The sequence below is a fragment of the Pseudomonas bharatica CSV86 genome (genome assembly GCF_000319305.2).
Taxonomy (GTDB): Bacteria; Pseudomonadota; Gammaproteobacteria; order Pseudomonadales; family Pseudomonadaceae; genus Aquipseudomonas; species Aquipseudomonas bharatica.
Genome location: NZ_AMWJ02000002.1, coordinates 81,953 through 96,159 on the forward strand (window position 1 = coordinate 81,953; position 14,207 = coordinate 96,159).

The window sequence follows — 14,207 nt, forward strand, 5'->3', positions numbered from 1 at the left end:
CACAGGTTTTGGGATGTCCAGAAAATCCCATTTCATTCCAAAAGCCTTAGAATCCCCAGCTCCCCTCCCCTCCAGGTTGCCCCATGGACATCGAGCTGGCCCGGACCTTCCTTGAAATCGTGCGCAGCGGCAGCCTGGTCGCTGCCGCCGAGCGCCTGCATGTTACCCAGACGGCCATCAGCGCCCGGGTGCAGAAGCTCGAACAGCAACTCGACAGCCAGCTGTTCATCCGCAGCCGCACCGGCGCCAGCCTGACGCCCAACGGCGAGGCCTTCGTGCCCTATGCCAAGCAGTTGCTGCACACCTGGGAAGCGGCTCGGCGCGATCTGCCGCTGACCGACAACTCCCTTCAGGTGCTGCGCATCGGCGGCGAAGTCAGCCTGTGCAACCCGCTGATGCTCGACTGGGTCGGCGTGCTTCATGAACGGATGCCGCACCACGCGATCCGCAGCGAAGTCGGTGCCAGCGACAGCCTGCTGGACAAACTGGAAGCCGGCACCCTCGACGCTGCGTTGGTCTACCAGCCGATCTACAGCCCCGGCCTGCAGGTGGAACAACTGCTGGAGGAAAAACTGATCCGCATCCAGCTCAAGCGCAAACCCGAGCCTTACGTCTACATCGACTGGGGCGACGCCTTCCGCCGCCTGCACGACGAGGCCCTGCCCGACTGCACGCGCCCGGACATCAGCTTCAACCTCGGGCCGCTGGCCTTGCAGTTCATCCTCGAACACGGCGGCAGCGGTTATTTCCGCACGCGGGTGGTGCAGAGCTATCTGGACCGCGGGGTGCTGGAGCGCGTGCCGCAGGCACCGGAATTCCCCTATCCGACCTGGCTGGTGTACCCGAGGGAACGGGATTCGCAGGTGCTGCAGCAGGCCTTCGACCTGCTGCGCGAGGTGGTGGCGCGCGACAGCGACTGGTCGCAACGCTGGGATCCGCTGATCTAGGCGGCCTTGGCCAGCCGGTCCTGGGCCAGCAGGTGTTGGCTGAGCGCGGCGATCAGGTCGGTCTGGGTCACCACACCGACCACTTTCCCGCCTTCCAGCACCGGCAGGCAGTGCAAGCCGCGGTCGCACAGCAACGGAATCAATTCCACCGCCTGCAGATCACTGTCCACGGTGATCACCGGCTCGCTCATGATCTGCGCCAGGGTCACCGCCTTGCCGCGACCGAACAGCCCGCGCCAACTGAATTTCGCCTGGGCCATGGCCGGGCCGACCAGGTCGCTGAGGCTGACGATACCCACCAGCTTGCCGGACCCGTCCAGTACCGGAAGGTTCTTCAAGTGATGGGAGGACAACTGCTTCCACGCCTGCTGCAAGGTGGTCTGCGGCGTGGCGAACTGCACGTCGCGGGACATTACCCTGGCCGCCGTGAGGCCGCCGAGGCTGCGCTGCACGGCGTGACGTTCGGTAGCGAGGATGATCCGCTCCAGCTCGGGGCGGGTCACATCGACAAACCCGCCCAGTTCCTCCAGGGCATCGTCCAGGTCGCTGCTGCTGATCCCGACGCGCTCGCTGGCCGGCTGGTCGGCGGTGGCATGGGCGGCTTTGCGTGGCATGCCGATCTTTGGATAAAGCACGCCCGTGAGGCGGTTGTAGCCGATGGCCACGGCCAGCACGATCAGGGCGTTGAGCATCACCGGCTCGATCACACGCCCCCCATGGCCGCCAGCGACGGATCGGCCAGGGCCAGGCTCACCGCCAGCGCCGCCCCCGGCGGGTGCAGGCAGCGCAGCAGGCACATTAACAGGATCACCAGCAACAGGGCGGCGCTGGCGACGAACAGGCCCGGGCCGAACCAGTGGTGCAGGCTGATGCCCACCGCTGCCGCACAGACGTAGCTGGCGAGCAGCGGCCAGGGCTGTGACAGCGCGCCGGAATGCACGGCGAACAGCAGCACGGTGGACGCCGCCAGCGGCGCCATCAGGTGCAGTGCCGCAGCCGAACCGAACAGGTAGCTGCACGCACTCCCCGCTGCTACCAATGCCAGCAAGGCACCGATCGCGGCACGGAACCATTCTTGTGGGGGGATATGCAACGCAGCCGGAATGAAGCGATCGAACCAGTGACCAAGACCACGACTAGACATGTGACGACCAGGCACCTTCTTGAAGAAAAGAAGCCCGCCCAACCTGGGCGGACTTGTATCGCGAGGGGCAATACGCAATGGGCTCCTTCCGTGGAGATGGAAAGATTGCCTGGCAGTCTGAAGAAAACCGGCCCGTTGCTCCAATTCAAAAAAGTGCTGTTTTAGTGCAATTATTTTGCAGTGTCGCATTTTGGTGCTCGCTCAGAGCACCTTGACCGCCCGCCCGATGAACTGGATCGGACCGCTTGGCTTGCCCGTCGGCGAGCCCGACGGGCCCTCCAGGGTCAATTCGAAGAGCTGGTTGTCCTCCAGCGGCGGCAGGGTTTCGAGCGGCACTTCGACGCGCTCGCCCGGCTTGATCAGGCCCAGCGAAACCGGACCGCTCCAGCCGTCGGCCTTGGTCCAGAATTGCAGGGTCTTGCCCGCCGGTACCTCGGCCATGCCCAGCGGAATAAGCTGGGCGCTGCGCGGGCTGCTTGCCTGCACGACCCAGCCCGGGGCCTGGTCCTGCGGGGCGACCAGCACCACCAGGTAGGTCGGTACCGGTGCAGGCGCTTCACGCCACAGTACAACGGCCATGAACAGGCTGGCCGCCAGCCCTGCTGCGGTGGTCCAGCGCCAGGGCGTTGCACGCTGCCACCAGCGCGAAGGGGTCGCTATGGCCGCCGCAGGCGAGAGGCCATCAAGGCTGCGCTCGATCCTTTGCCATAGATAATCCGAAGGCAATTGCGCCGGTGTCAGTTCCTGCAGCGGCTGCAGGCGGCGCTCCCAGGCATCCACCGCCGCGCGCAACGCCGGCTCGTGCTGCAGACGCCGGGCCAGCGCCTGACGCTGCTCGGACGGCAGCGTACCCAGCACGTACTCGGCGGCCTGGGCGTCCAGATCGTGGTCCTTACCGTCGCCGCTTGTCATCCCATGCACTCGCGCAAGGCAGCCAGGCTGCGTTTGACCCAGGCCTTCACCGTCCCCAGCGGACTATCGAGCTTGCGCGCGATCTCGGCGTGAGAGTAGCCATCGACATAGGCGTGAACCAGGCATGCCCGGCGTAGTGGCTCCAGTTGGTCCAGGCATTGGGTCAGGCGAGCGCCGTGCAACAGCCCGTCGAGCTCGCCGGTATCGGTCAATGCTGGCTCGTTACGTTCGTCCAGCTCCACGTCCCGTTCCTGGCTGCGCAGGAAATCCAGCGCCAGGTGCCGGGTGATGCTGAACATCCAGCCACGCCCGCTGCCCCGCGCCGGGTCGAAGGTGGCGGCGCGGGTCCAGATGCGAATGAACGCGTCGTGCACCACATCCTCTGCCAGTGCGGTGTCCTTGACCAATCGCCGGGCCACGCCGAGGAGACGCGGGCCCTCGACGTCGTAAAGGCGTCGCAGGGCCTGGCGGTCGCCGCGGGCGCAGGCCGCCAGATGGTCTTCGTAGTCGAACGCAGGAGCAGATAAGGTCACAGGGTCTCGCCGTGGCTGGGGACTGGCTGAAAGCAGCGTAGACCAGCCCCCGGGCTGGCAGTGGTGATTTAGCGGGCGGTCCAGAAAATATAATCCGCCTGGTAGCTCACCACCTCGCGCTTGCCCTTGTCGGCCGTGGTGCAGGCGCTGCCCGGCGCGACCCCGCCCTTGAGCGCAGTGCGCTGGATATAGGTCACCCCGCTCATGGCCCCCTTGCCTTCGGCCGGATTGGCCTTGACCAGCTGGTACGGCAGGTTGCCAGGGCTCGAAGGCGCCACCGCCAGTTGCGTGCCCGTGACCCTGGAACCGTCCTTGGCCTGCCAGGTGGCGGGTGGACCGAAGTAATCGCCTATGGCCTTGCCGCTACGGTCGTTGAGCACCGCTTTCGGCCCGACGAAGACCCACTCGGTCTGTCCTGGCATATTCGCCTTGTCGCGGCATTCGTAGGTGATTTCACCGACGCCCGTGGTCTCCAGGGCGACCTTGTGTCCGTCGGGCACCTTGATGCTGTCGGGCAGCGTGCCGCTGGCGTGGGCCAGGGAGCTGGACAACAGGACGGCAACGACCAGTTCGAAGCGGAATTTGACGTTCATGGGCATGACTCCAGTCAGGGGATCGGTTCGACAGCGCGACGGCTGCTGTCTGGACTACCTGGCTGGAGGGGAAACGGATGCAGGCCGCTGAAAATAAATCCGCAGCGGCCCGGGGCAAGCGCTTACAGCCCGAGTTCTTCCGGGGTCAGCATGTCCGACTCGAAGGCGATCCAGCCGTATTCCAGCTCGGCGTGGCCATTGAGGATCTCGCCGTAGTAGGTCAGGCCGTTGTCCAGGGTGACGCAGATATGGGTGGGGTTTTCCGGGGCGGCCAGGGTGCCGTTGAAGTGGACTTTCTTCAGCTTTTCCGACACCGCCTCCAGGGATACCTGCACACCGGTATTTTCGGTGGCTTCAACGTCATCGCGCTGCTCGGCGCTGATGGTGACGGTGGCGGTGTATTTCTGCATGCTCGGCGGCTCCGGAATGAACGGACTGGAAAAGTCGCACAGGATAAGCCAGGACGCCGCTAAAAGCCCGCCCGGCCATCATGAAAACGAGCACCCGGAGCCGCGCGCTGGTATCGTGCCCGGCTGAATCCGCACGACCGCAAAGGAGATGACCTTGAGTGCCGAAGCGAAAATGACCGGTGACCTGTTCGAAGTCGACAAGCGCCTGAGCCTGAAGCCCGTGGTGGACTTCAACACCTACCTGAGCAATGCCTTCGGCGACGGCCGTTGTGCCTGCGCGCGCTGCAAGGACAGCGCCAACGACGAAAGCGCCTATGCCTTCGCCCACAGTTTCGAATTCAACGGGATTCCCTTGCATCGGCGCTTTGCCGTGACAACGGCGGCGGACGTGCTGGGCGGTCTGAAGAAGGCCTGGCTGTCCTACAACAAGGAAGAGATGCCGATGACCGGAAGCCTGGACCTGGAGGCGGTCAAGGCCTTTGTCGAGCCAAGCCTGCATGTGCGGGTGAAGCCACTGTTGCTGGCCAGTGGGCTGGTGAAGGAGCAGGCCGACGGGGGCCTGCAATTGATGGCTGACGGGGATTTTGTGTAAATCCTGCGGACCTGTCGCTGGCAAGCCAGCTCCCACAGTGATCCCTGTGGGAGCTGGCTTGCCAGCGATGAGGCACTGAAGGGCTACGCCACTACCCGATAACACGGCACATAGGCCGCCCCACCCGGCAATTTCATCCGGTGCTGCTCGACGAACGCCTGCAGCAGCTTGTCCAGCGGCCCCATGATCTCGGGATCGCCATGGATTTCGTACGGTCCGTGTTCCTCGATCAGCCGGATGCCCTTGTCCTTGACGTTCCCCGCCACGATCCCGGAAAACGCCCGGCGCAGGTTGGCCGCCAGTTCATGGGGCGGCAGCGACCGGCTCAACTGCAGTGCCGCCATATTGGCGTGAGTGGGGTCGAACGGTCGCTGGAAGCTCTCCTCGATCTTCAGCAACCAGTTGAAATGGAAGGCGTCGTTGCGCTCGCGACGGAACTGCTTGACCTCCTTCAGCGCCTCGGTCATCACTCGCGCCACCTCTACCGGATCATCGATGATGATCTGGTAAAGGCCCTGCGCCGCCTCGCCAAGGGTGGCCCCGATGAAGGCATGCAGTTGCTGCAGGTACGGCGCGGCACTGCGCGGGCCGCTGAGGATCACCGGGAAGCGCAGCTCGCGGTTCTCCGGGTGCATCAGGATGCCCAGCAGATAGAGGAATTCCTCGGCGGTGCCGGCGCCGCCGGGGAAGATGATGATGCCGTGGCCGACACGGACGAAGGCTTCCAGGCGCTTCTCGATGTCCGGCAGGATCACCAGTTCGTTGACGATCGGGTTCGGCGCCTCGGCGGCGATGATTCCCGGTTCGGTGAGCCCCAGGTAGCGTCCGTTGCTCATGCGCTGCTTGGCATGGGCGATGGTGGCGCCCTTCATCGGCCCCTTCATCACGCCCGGGCCGCAGCCGGTGCAGATATCCAGCTTGCGCAGGCCCAGTTCGTGGCCGACCTTCTTGGTGTACTGGTATTCCTCGCTGCTGATGGAGTGGCCGCCCCAGCACACCACCAGCTTGGGATCGACGCCCGAACGCAGGGTCCGCGCGTTGCGCAGGAGCTGGAACACGTAGTCGGTGATGCCCTGGGAGCTGTCCAGGTCGATCTTCAGGCGGTCGAGCTCGCTTTCGGTGTAGACGATGTCGCGCAGGGCGCTGAACAGCATTTCCCGGGTGCTGGCGATCATTTCGCCATCGACGAAGGCGTCGGCCGGGGCATTGAGCAGTTCCAGGCGCACGCCGCGGTCCTGCTGATGGAAACGGACCTCGAAGTCCTTGTAGGCATCGAGGATGGTCTTGGCATTGTCGACATGGGCGCCGGTGTTGAGGATGGCCAGGGCGCACTGGCGGAAAAGGGTATACATGCTGCCCGAGCCGGCCTGGCTCAATTGCTGGACTTCACGTTGGGAAAGCGTCTCCAGGCTACCCTTTGGGGCGACCGAAGCATTGATTACCTGTCTTTGGGTCATTCTGGATTCCATGCTGTTCGGTGCCTGCGAACGACTGTGGCACCGCTGTTGTGAACACCGCACGCGCGGGTCTCGCACCTGTTTGTAACAGGTGCCCCGGCATGAGGCAAACGCCGCCGGGGTTCACTGAGTATGGACGCTTGCGCGGACTTGTCGTTCCCTCCTCAGGCCTTGTGCCTGACACCTCGGACAATCATCCCGTAGCAGGCCAGGCAGCCCAGCCCCGTCAGCGCCAGGGTCAGGCACATCGGCCGCGGCGTGCCGTCCGCAAGGGCGCTCACCAGCGCGGAGAACAGCGCGCCCAGGGCGAACTGGCAGGCCACCGCCAGCCCGGCCGCAGCCCCGGCCTGGCGCGGGTACAAGGCCAGCAGGCTGGCTACGCAATTGGCCCCGAGCAACCCGGTGACGCTGACATAGACCACCACCAGGGCCACCACCAGCGCCAGCCCGCCCCAGCCGGTCAGGCCTGCCGCCAGTAATCCGAGGGCTGACAACCCGGCCAGGCCCGCGCCTACCGCCAGCATGCGCAACGGCCCCCGACGGGTCACCAGGCGGGCGTTGACCAGGGTCATCAGGATGATCCCGGCGATGTTCAGGCCGAACAGCCAGGCGTAGCTGCGCGGCGACACGCCGAAGTACTCCATGTAGACAAAGGGCGACGCGGTGATGAAAGCGAACATGCCAGCGAAGGCCAGGCCCATGCACAGGATGTAGCCCAGCGCCAACGGTTGCGTGGCGATATGCCAATAGGCCAGGAATACCGTGCCCAGGCTTTCGCCGCGCTGGTCCGGCGCGTGGGTTTCGGCGAGCTTCCAGGTGGCGGCAACCAGGCAGGTCGCGCCGAACAGCAGCAGCCCGAGGAATACCGTGCGCCAGCTATCCAGCTCCATCAGCACGCTGCCCAGCAGCGGTGCGACCAGGGTGGCAAGCATGGTCACCAGGTGCATCAGCGACAGCACCTTCGCCGCTTCGGCCAGGGCGAACAGGTCACGCACGATGGCCCGCGCCAGCACCGAGGCCGCGGCTCCGCCCAAGGCCTGGAAGAAGCGCCAGGCGACAAGCTGCTCCACCGAGCCGGCGAACAGGCAACCCAGGGTCGCCACCAGGTACAGGCCGATGCCACCGAGCAACAGCGGGCGCCGGCCATAGCGGTCGGACAGCGGGCCGTAGACCAGCATGCCCAGGCACAGGCCGACCAGGAACAGGCTGATGGTCAGTTGCACGCTGCCAGCGCTGGCCTGCAGGTCCCTGGCGATCAGCGGCAGGCTGGGCAGGTAGGTATCGATGGACAGCGGCGCGAAGGCCACCAGGGCAGCGAGCAGGACGATCAGGCGCGCCGGATTGGAGTTACGAATCATTGGGGCTCCGCAAGCAAGTCATGGCGTTAATGTATCTACGTAACAGAGAAGTTCGTGGCTTCGCGAGCGAAAAGATAACATGTTAACAATGCGGCGATGACTCATGTCCGTCGAAGCGGGCCGGCCAGGTACGAGGCGCGAAAGAAGCCCATGAAAATCCGGCCCCGACACACCCCCGCGAGTGTGTTTTAATGCGTCGCCCATTTTTTCTTCTGAACACCAAGGCGGCTATGGACACGGGGACACGACTCAGACTGGTGCGTGAACGCAACAAGCTCTCCCAACGGGAACTGGCCCGACGCAGTGGCCTGACCAACTCGACGATCTCGCAGATCGAGCAGAACCGCGTCAGCCCCTCGGTCAGTTCCCTGAAGAAACTGCTCGAAGGGATTCCCATGTCCCTGGCGGAGTTCTTCAGCTTCGACGAGCCGCCGCGGGAAGAACGCTTCGTCTTCCGCGCCGCCGAACAGCCCGACCTCGGCCGCAGCGGCATGCGCATGCTGCTGGTCGGCGCCAGCGTGGAAGGCCGGCAGATGCGCATGCTGCGCGAGCTGTACGCCCCCGGCGCGGATTCCGGCGAAGAGCCGATCGTCCATGCCGAAGGCGAGGAATGCGGCCTGGTGACCCGTGGCACCATCGAACTGCGGGTCGATGGCCAGGTGAGTATCCTCAACTCCGGTGACGGCTACTACTTCCCCACCACCCTGCCCCACAGCTTCAAGAACATCGGCCAGGACGAGGCCGAGATCATCAGTGCCAACACCCCGGCGAACTTCTGATGAAACGGCGGCCCTGGAGGCCGCCGTTCTCGTTCACATCCACCCGAGCCAGTGCCACCAGGTAGCGGCGAACACCAGCATCAGCAGGTAACCGACCAGGGTCACGACAATCCCGACCTTGGCGAACTGGCGTGCGTTGAAGGTTTCGGTGCCCAGGCAGACCATGTTCTGCGGCGCATTGATGGGCAGGATGAAGCCGTAGCTGACCACGAAGCCGAGGACCATGGTCATTCCCAGGCGGTTGAAGTCGCCCGGCAGCGTCTGCAAGACCGCGATCAGGATCGGCAACAGCGCCGAAGTCAGCGCGGTAGCGCTGGCGAAGCCCAAGTGGATCAGGATCAGGAAGGCGCCGAGAATCGCGAATACCCCCAGCGTACCCAACTGGTCCAGCCCGGTATGGGCGACCACCTGCGCGCCCAGCCACTGTCCGGCCTGGGTAGTGAGCAGGGTGGTGCCGAGGCTGATGCCAACCCCGAAGACAATCACCGTGCCCCAGGGAATACGCGCCTGCACGTCCTTCCAGGTCATCACGCCGACTCGCGGCAGCAACAGCAGGACCAGCCCGGCATAGGTGGTCGAGGTGGTGTCGAACCCATGCAGCTTGCCTTCGGTGGCCCAGGCCAGCAGCAGGGCCAGGGACACGCCGAGCAGACGTTTCTGCGCGGTGCTCATCGGCCCCAGCGCCGCCAGTTGCGCAGACACCGCGGCCTTGCCCCGGGGATGCTGTCGGTCTCCGGCGGCAGCATTTTCAGCACCACGACGATCAGCAGCGCCGACATCAGCACCGCCCACGGCGCGCCGGCGACCAGCCAATCGATCCACGACACCCGGGCACCGAGCATCTTGTCCATGAAACCCACGGTCAGCAGGTTCTGCGCGGCGGCGGTCTGGATACCGATGTTCCAGATGCTGGTGCCCTGGGCGACGATGATCATGATGCCGGCGGCGATGTTCGAGCGCTTGTCCACGCCGAACGCGGCAATCACCCCCATCATGATCGGTACCACGCACGCACTGCGCGCCGTGGCGCTGGGCACTACCAGGCTCAGGAGTAGGGTGACCACCACCGCGCCCAGGAGGATGCGCCGGGTGCTGACGCCGACGCGGTCCAGGGTGACCAGCGCGATACGCCGGTCCAGGCCAGTGTGGGTCATGGCGGCGGCAAGGAACAGCGCGCCGACCACCAGTGCCAGTGCGGTATTGGAAAAACCGGTGAGGGCCATGCCCACCGCGGCGGACGAACCATAGCTGACGCTCGGGTCAGCCAGGGTCGGCGCGGTTCCCAGGAGAAACGCCAGCAGCGAGGTAATCATGATCGCACTGGCTTCGTAGGACACCGCCTCAGTGATCCAGATGACCACCGCGAAGGCGAGGATCGCCAGGACCCTGTGCCCGGCCACCGGCAGATCGCTTGGCAACGGCAGCAGCAGCACGCCGATCAGCGCGGCGCTGCCCACCCACAGGCCGATGGGTAATCCCAGCCTGGGGCTAGCGGTTGTGGACGACGTATTCATGGCCTGCCTCGCTGGCTTGGAAAATGTTGGCAAGCGCTCTACCGCGAGGCCTGCCCCCTTCCATCAATCATCCCTGCGCTGTTGCGCGGAGAAAATGACATCGATCAACCCCCGCCGGATTAGCCCATCGCGGATTTTGTAGGACAACCCGGCAATAACTACATAAGCAGGAAATCAATTTTGTAGTGATAAGAAAAAATCACTACAAACCCGTTGACGCCGTTTATCGGGCTCTTGCATGATGGGCCCGTCTCCCCGATCGGGAGCGCTGGCAAGGGTGTTCCAGACGATCCGAGCGGTATGCGGGTTGTCCGTGGAGTGGGACTGTCCAAAAGGCAGAGTGAAGAAAGCCCCTGTTGCGATGCTGCTGTAGCAGCCTTGGTAGATGCGCTACATGAAGCGCGAGTCTGAACGAATCAACCACTGAAGGGTTATGGGGGCTTTAATGATGAATCTGAACGAACAACCGACCATCCAGGAACTGGCCAAGCTGTTCGCTGCGCGCAAAGACACGCTCGACAGCCATATCCTGTGGATCTGCGAAGCCGGTGAAGTGCATATCGACAGCCTGTCGCCCTGCACCACCGAAGATGAATTCGAACAGCGCAAGCCCGGCATGCGAGCGCGGATGAAGATGTACCGCCGTGGCCAGGGCTACGTCGGCAAGAAAGCGGCCGCTGATACCCAGTTCGTCGGTCGCGTGCTGGAAACCCTGCAACAGGAGTGGCCAGCGCTGCGTGAAGGCCAGGGCGTGCGGGTCATCGACCGCCTTAGCTGAGTCTTCCGTTCGCTTGAGCCCGGCCCGCAAGGCCGGGCTTTTTAATGCGCGAAGAAAAGGCCGGTGGGTCACACCGGCCTTTTACCAAAGGTTTTGGTCATGCGCGGCGCAACAGCGCCAGCGGTTCTTCAGGCTGCAACCCGGCGACCATCGCCCTGGCCCGATCCACGCCCCAGACCAGCGCCCGGCTCATGCTCTCCCCCGGCCTGGACGGATAGTATTCCTCCAGCAGCGCCTTGCCGTGGCGGGCGTACACGCCGAGGAACAGCTGGGTCGCGCCGGTGCGCGAGAGCCGAACCTGGACGTCGATGCTGATCCCGTCGTTGAGCACTTCATCATGGCTGCGGCTATGCAGCATCGCATCCGCCCATTCCCAGTATTTTTCTTCCCTGATACGCATTGCTTTCCTCCACTGGAATAGCGCATTGACGGCACATAGTAAGGCATAGATCGCCATCACTCTCCAGCGCCGCAGGGCGGCGCAATGAGCGAAGTCAAACAAAGCTGCATGAATTGGCCGGAATCGCGTACCCGTCGGTGCTTTCACCAATCGGGCGACACGCCGGCCGCGGATTCAGCGCTTGGGCAATGCTGCGGGAAGGAAGCGGCGACTTTCCATGCGCGCCGGCATCCTCGACTTGAAGGTGGCCTGGGCATCGTCCAGGGTCATATGGGCAAAGCCCAGGCGGAACGCCGACTGGCCACAACGCACCACGGCATTGATCGGGAATTCGTCGCCGAGGTCTTCGAGAAATTGATCCTTCATGTTCCTGCTCCCCTCTGAAAGCGACCGATACCGATCCTCCAGCGGAGGACCTGAAAATATCGATCTCAACCCTCGAAAGACTAGCCGGACATTTAGCGACCAACCGGTCAGCATGCCGATCCCCGACCAATGGCACCTCAGGCCTGGGCGGTCCTCAATGCTTCCCGCAGACGCGGGCCGAAAACATTGATCAGCAACCCCAGCATCACCAGCAGGCCGCCCCAGCACTGGATCGCACTGAGGCGCTCGTCCAGCAGCAAGGCCGAAGAGGTCAGCCCTACCACCGGAACCAGAAGCGAAAAGGGTGCCACTTTCCCCGCCGGATAGCGCGACAGCAGGCGACTCCACAAGCCGTAGCCGAGCATGGTGGCGATGACCGCCAGGTAAACCAGCGACAAAATCGAACTCAACCCGATATTGCGCAGCGACGACTCGATCAGTTCCGGGCCTTCCAGGTACCACGACAGGCCCAGGAACGGCAGCGGCGGAACCAGTCCGCCCCAGATCACCAGGGCCATCAGGTCGATATTGCCGAAACGTCGGGTGATGATATTGCCCATGGCCCAGCAGGCACCGCCGCACAGGGTCAGGAGCAACGCCAGCAAGGGCACGTGGCTGTCGTTCTCGCTGCCGATCAGCGCCAAGCCACCCGCCGCGACCAGCAAGCCGAACACACTAGCGCTGCGCAGGCGCTCACCGAGGAACAGCGCAGCGAAGACCATGGTGAAGAAGGCCTGGGACTGCAGCACCAACGACGCCAGCCCCGGCGGCATGCCGTTGTGCATGGCCTCGAAGAGAAAGGCGAACTGGCCCAGGGAAATGGTCGAGCCGTAGGCGATCAACCAGCGCCAGGGCAGTTGCGGACGACGAATGAAAAACACCGCCGGAACGCCACCAGGATAAACCGCAGCGCGCCCAGCAACATCGGCGGCAGGCCGTCCAGACCGACCTTGATCACCACGAAATTCAGGCCCCAGGCAACGATCACCACCAGCGCCAGCAACAAATCCTTGAGCGGCATTCTTCCCCCATTGCACGCGTAATAATTTGAAACATCATATCGTCATTACGCTGGCGGGTGACACTGCAAGGTCCGCCGCTTCAACCCCGGATTGTGTAGATACCCATGCTCATCGCTGGCAAGCCAGCTCCCACAGGGTCAGCACAGACCTTAAGCCATGTGCAGTACCTGTGGGAGTCCACCCAGCCTTTCAGGCTACTCTGTCGCGCAGAGAACAGTTCCAAAGCACGACGCGTACCCTGTGGGAGCGGGTTTACCCGCGATTGCTATGGTGACTTCACTACCGCAATCGCGGCGGTTCGGCGCTCCGATGAACCCGCTCCCACAAGGTCCTTGCAAATCAAAGAGTCATGTTTTGCTCTATCAGAACCGCCTCAGGCATGCACACTCCACTGCACCACATCCACACCAATCACCGAATCGTCCACCGCCTGGATCAAGCCGCAGCGCATCGCCTCTTCGGGCGTGACGATTCGCGGATGGGCCATCAGGTAGCGCGGAATATCCAGCACCTCCTCCGCGCCCTGGGTGCGTTTCTCGACGATCTGCGCGTACAGCTGCAGGTCGTAATCCAGGCTCATCGCGTATTCGGCCATCCGCGCATGGTCCACCGAACCGTGCAGGGTCCAGTGGAAGGGATGGAACAGGAATTTGCTCAGGGCACAGGCCGTACGCCGCTCGCCGGCCAGGAACAGGATGTTGCCCATCGACTCCACCGTGCCGAGATTGTGGGTATGCACCGGTACCGGCAGCGCCCTGAGGAAGTTATAGAGGCTGAAGCCGTAGCTGCATTCCCCGCCCATGGTGGCGATATTCAGCTGGATACACTCGGCGCCCTGCTGCAGAGCCCGCGAGCAGGTGGTGATGAGGTTGCCGCAGGTGGACGCATTGATCGGTCCGGTGAAATGGATGATATGACTGGCCATGGTCACCTCGTGCTGTGGGTCCTTGGGTCAGGGGTCGTTGTCACGCGTTTGCTTGTCGGCCCCCTTGTTCTCGGCGAGTTCGCCCAGGTGCTGGTAGCGCTCGCGTAGCGCATGCAGCTGCTTTTCATCCAGGTCGTCGAGCCCGAGCAAGGCGTTGTGGGCCCGGCGCGTGGCACGCAGCAGCTCGTCGACCTTGATATGCAACTGATCGGTGTCGCGGTTCTGGGTGTTCTGGATCAGGAACACCATGAGGAAGGTCACGATGGTGGTTGAAGTATTGATCACCAGTTGCCACGTGTCGCTGAAGTGGAACAGCGGCCCGCTGATGCCCCAAGCCAGGATCAGACCGAAGGCGATGGCGAAGGTCACCGGACGGCCCGTCCAGTTGGCCAGCTTCTGGGCGAAACGGGAGAACTTCATGGGAGGGCCTCCTCTTGCGGTCCTGCGTGTCGAACCCGACATTCGGTGGAAAAGCTG

16 protein-coding genes and 2 pseudogenes are annotated in these 14,207 nt (G+C 63.7%); 4 read left to right on the forward strand and 14 right to left on the reverse strand.

Annotation, left to right across the window (positions count from 1 at the left end; genetic code table 11):
* The first annotated feature begins 83 nt into the window (after positions 1-83).
* The gene (locus CSV86_RS13820) at positions 84-947 is read left to right on the forward strand and encodes a LysR family transcriptional regulator (protein WP_009408855.1); all 864 of its coding nucleotides are present in this window, start codon (positions 84-86) and stop codon (positions 945-947) included.
* Here CSV86_RS13820 and CSV86_RS33405 read toward each other — a convergent pair.
* The 6 genes from CSV86_RS33405 to CSV86_RS13845 form a co-directional block, all read right to left on the reverse strand.
* On the reverse strand, positions 944-1,639 hold the full coding sequence (locus CSV86_RS33405) for a CBS domain-containing protein (RefSeq protein WP_240160510.1): 696 nt from the start codon (positions 1,637-1,639) through the stop codon (positions 944-946). The genes CSV86_RS13820 and CSV86_RS33405 overlap by 4 nt on opposite strands.
* A gap of 11 nt (positions 1,640-1,650) precedes the next feature.
* On the reverse strand, positions 1,651-2,091 hold the full coding sequence (locus CSV86_RS33410; RefSeq protein WP_240160511.1) for an HPP family protein: 441 nt from the start codon (positions 2,089-2,091) through the stop codon (positions 1,651-1,653).
* A 201-nt stretch (positions 2,092-2,292) separates the two neighbouring features.
* Positions 2,293-3,003, reverse strand: coding sequence for an anti-sigma factor (locus CSV86_RS13830; protein WP_009408858.1), 711 nt, complete (start codon positions 3,001-3,003; stop codon positions 2,293-2,295).
* Complete coding sequence (locus CSV86_RS13835; RefSeq protein ID WP_009408859.1) at positions 3,000-3,536, reverse strand: sigma-70 family RNA polymerase sigma factor; 537 nt, start codon at positions 3,534-3,536, stop codon at positions 3,000-3,002. Before CSV86_RS13835 ends, CSV86_RS13830 begins: the two co-directional genes overlap by 4 nt.
* 68 nt (positions 3,537-3,604) lie before the next feature.
* Positions 3,605-4,129, reverse strand: coding sequence for a DUF3455 domain-containing protein (locus CSV86_RS13840; RefSeq protein WP_009408861.1), 525 nt, complete (start codon positions 4,127-4,129; stop codon positions 3,605-3,607).
* Positions 4,130-4,251: 122 nt separating this feature from the next.
* Positions 4,252-4,539, reverse strand: a complete 288-nt coding sequence (locus CSV86_RS13845; protein ID WP_009408863.1) for a hypothetical protein — start codon at positions 4,537-4,539, stop codon at positions 4,252-4,254.
* A 154-nt stretch (positions 4,540-4,693) separates the two neighbouring features.
* On the opposite strand from CSV86_RS13845, the gene CSV86_RS13850 reads away from it, so the two are divergent.
* Positions 4,694-5,131 (forward strand): hypothetical protein, encoded by a 438-nt coding sequence (locus CSV86_RS13850; RefSeq protein ID WP_009408865.1) that lies wholly within the window; start codon positions 4,694-4,696, stop codon positions 5,129-5,131.
* Between the two features lie 83 nt (positions 5,132-5,214).
* Here the strand turns inward: CSV86_RS13850 and ppnN are convergent, their stop codons facing one another.
* Together ppnN and CSV86_RS13860 are read right to left on the reverse strand one after the other, a co-directional pair.
* Entirely contained in the window at positions 5,215-6,588 is a 1,374-nt protein-coding gene (ppnN, locus tag CSV86_RS13855; protein WP_009408867.1) for a nucleotide 5'-monophosphate nucleosidase PpnN, read from the reverse strand.
* Between the two features lie 164 nt (positions 6,589-6,752).
* Entirely contained in the window at positions 6,753-7,946 is a 1,194-nt protein-coding gene (locus CSV86_RS13860; RefSeq protein ID WP_009408869.1) for a Bcr/CflA family multidrug efflux MFS transporter, read from the reverse strand.
* A 230-nt stretch (positions 7,947-8,176) separates the two neighbouring features.
* Here CSV86_RS13860 and CSV86_RS13865 point away from each other — a divergent pair, with 230 nt between their 5' ends.
* A complete protein-coding gene (locus CSV86_RS13865) occupies positions 8,177-8,725 on the forward strand; it encodes a cupin domain-containing protein (RefSeq protein WP_009408871.1) in 549 nt (182 codons plus the stop codon).
* Between the two features lie 33 nt (positions 8,726-8,758).
* Here CSV86_RS13865 and CSV86_RS13870 read toward each other — a convergent pair.
* A pseudogene (locus CSV86_RS13870) lies at positions 8,759-10,239 on the reverse strand (DASS family sodium-coupled anion symporter).
* A gap of 445 nt (positions 10,240-10,684) precedes the next feature.
* Between CSV86_RS13870 and CSV86_RS13875 the strand changes: the two are divergent.
* Complete coding sequence (locus tag CSV86_RS13875) at positions 10,685-11,017, forward strand: hypothetical protein (RefSeq protein ID WP_009408875.1); 333 nt, start codon at positions 10,685-10,687, stop codon at positions 11,015-11,017.
* Between the two features lie 97 nt (positions 11,018-11,114).
* Here the strand turns inward: CSV86_RS13875 and CSV86_RS13880 are convergent, their stop codons facing one another.
* The 5 genes and pseudogenes from CSV86_RS13880 to CSV86_RS13900 form a co-directional block, all read right to left on the reverse strand.
* Positions 11,115-11,417 (reverse strand): hypothetical protein, encoded by a 303-nt coding sequence (locus tag CSV86_RS13880; RefSeq protein ID WP_009408877.1) that lies wholly within the window; start codon positions 11,415-11,417, stop codon positions 11,115-11,117.
* Positions 11,418-11,591: 174 nt separating this feature from the next.
* Positions 11,592-11,783, reverse strand: a complete 192-nt coding sequence (locus CSV86_RS13885; RefSeq protein WP_009408879.1) for a hypothetical protein — start codon at positions 11,781-11,783, stop codon at positions 11,592-11,594.
* Positions 11,784-11,920: 137 nt separating this feature from the next.
* Positions 11,921-12,804 (reverse strand): annotated as a pseudogene (locus CSV86_RS13890) (EamA family transporter).
* A gap of 374 nt (positions 12,805-13,178) precedes the next feature.
* Positions 13,179-13,730 carry an ATP-dependent Clp protease proteolytic subunit gene (locus tag CSV86_RS13895; protein ID WP_009408883.1) on the reverse strand — a complete coding sequence of 184 codons (552 nt, stop codon included), beginning with the start codon at positions 13,728-13,730 and terminating at the stop codon, positions 13,179-13,181.
* A gap of 27 nt (positions 13,731-13,757) precedes the next feature.
* Entirely contained in the window at positions 13,758-14,150 is a 393-nt protein-coding gene (locus tag CSV86_RS13900) for a low affinity iron permease family protein (RefSeq protein WP_009408885.1), read from the reverse strand.
* Between the last annotated feature and the right edge of the window lie 57 nt (positions 14,151-14,207).

Excerpts from the sequence above, each read along its gene's own strand:
- CSV86_RS13820 (WP_009408855.1), top strand. The coding sequence starts at position 84 with ATGGACATCGAGCTGGCCCGGACCTTCCTTGAAATCGTGCGCAGCGGC.
- CSV86_RS33405 (WP_240160510.1), bottom strand. The coding sequence starts at position 1,639 with ATGCTCAACGCCCTGATCGTGCTGGCCGTGGCCATCGGCTACAACCGC.
- CSV86_RS33410 (WP_240160511.1), bottom strand. The coding sequence starts at position 2,091 with ATGTCTAGTCGTGGTCTTGGTCACTGGTTCGATCGCTTCATTCCGGCT.
- CSV86_RS13830 (WP_009408858.1), bottom strand. The coding sequence starts at position 3,003 with ATGACAAGCGGCGACGGTAAGGACCACGATCTGGACGCCCAGGCCGCC.
- CSV86_RS13840 (WP_009408861.1), bottom strand. The coding sequence starts at position 4,129 with ATGAACGTCAAATTCCGCTTCGAACTGGTCGTTGCCGTCCTGTTGTCC.
- CSV86_RS13845 (WP_009408863.1), bottom strand. The coding sequence starts at position 4,539 with ATGCAGAAATACACCGCCACCGTCACCATCAGCGCCGAGCAGCGCGAT.
- ppnN (WP_009408867.1), bottom strand. The coding sequence starts at position 6,588 with ATGACCCAAAGACAGGTAATCAATGCTTCGGTCGCCCCAAAGGGTAGC.
- CSV86_RS13860 (WP_009408869.1), bottom strand. The coding sequence starts at position 7,946 with ATGATTCGTAACTCCAATCCGGCGCGCCTGATCGTCCTGCTCGCTGCC.
- CSV86_RS13865 (WP_009408871.1), top strand. The coding sequence starts at position 8,177 with ATGGACACGGGGACACGACTCAGACTGGTGCGTGAACGCAACAAGCTC.
- CSV86_RS13875 (WP_009408875.1), top strand. The coding sequence starts at position 10,685 with ATGATGAATCTGAACGAACAACCGACCATCCAGGAACTGGCCAAGCTG.
- CSV86_RS13880 (WP_009408877.1), bottom strand. The coding sequence starts at position 11,417 with ATGCGTATCAGGGAAGAAAAATACTGGGAATGGGCGGATGCGATGCTG.
- CSV86_RS13885 (WP_009408879.1), bottom strand. The coding sequence starts at position 11,783 with ATGAAGGATCAATTTCTCGAAGACCTCGGCGACGAATTCCCGATCAAT.
- CSV86_RS13895 (WP_009408883.1), bottom strand. The coding sequence starts at position 13,730 with ATGGCCAGTCATATCATCCATTTCACCGGACCGATCAATGCGTCCACC.
- CSV86_RS13900 (WP_009408885.1), bottom strand. The coding sequence starts at position 14,150 with ATGAAGTTCTCCCGTTTCGCCCAGAAGCTGGCCAACTGGACGGGCCGT.